The 471-nt window shown below is 67.7% G+C and carries 1 protein-coding gene; it reads left to right on the top strand.

Annotation, left to right across the window (positions count from 1 at the left end; all coding sequences use genetic code 11):
- Positions 1-471, top strand: a 471-nt coding sequence (locus tag EOA85_RS36925) for a hydantoinase B/oxoprolinase family protein (protein WP_164760209.1), incomplete at both ends; no start/stop codon positions are given.

A 471-nucleotide genomic window follows, 5' to 3' on the forward strand; every position in this document is an offset into this window, starting at 1 on the left:
CGGCCGATTCGATCCTCAACGCGCAGCGGCCGGCGCCGGTGTCGTCACGCCACATCATCGGCCAGATGCTGCCGGACGTGGTCTTTGGGTGCCTGGCACAGATTCCGGGGGTGACGCCGCCTGCCGAAGGAACGTCGTGCCTGTGGAACCTGATCCTCGAAAGTCTTGGGAGCAGCACCAACGGGGCAACGGTCGGGTCAAGCCGCTTCTCGGTCCTTGCGGTGCAGACCGGCGGCGCCGGGGCGAGGCGTGCGCTCGACGGCCTGTCGGCGACGGCCTTTCCGAGCGGCGTATCCGGCGTTCCCGTCGAGATCATCGAAACCATCTCCCCGCTGCTTTTTCGCTGCAAGGAACTGCGCCCAGACAGCGGCGGCGCGGGCGCCCAGCGCGGCGGCCTGGGACAGCGGATCGAAATCGTCAACCGCGAGAACGCTGACTTCGACCTCTATGCGGCTCTCGACCGCATCGACC

Source organism: Mesorhizobium sp. M5C.F.Ca.IN.020.29.1.1, from assembly GCF_003997375.1.
GTDB classification, from domain to species: Bacteria; Pseudomonadota; Alphaproteobacteria; order Rhizobiales; family Rhizobiaceae; genus Mesorhizobium; species Mesorhizobium wenxiniae.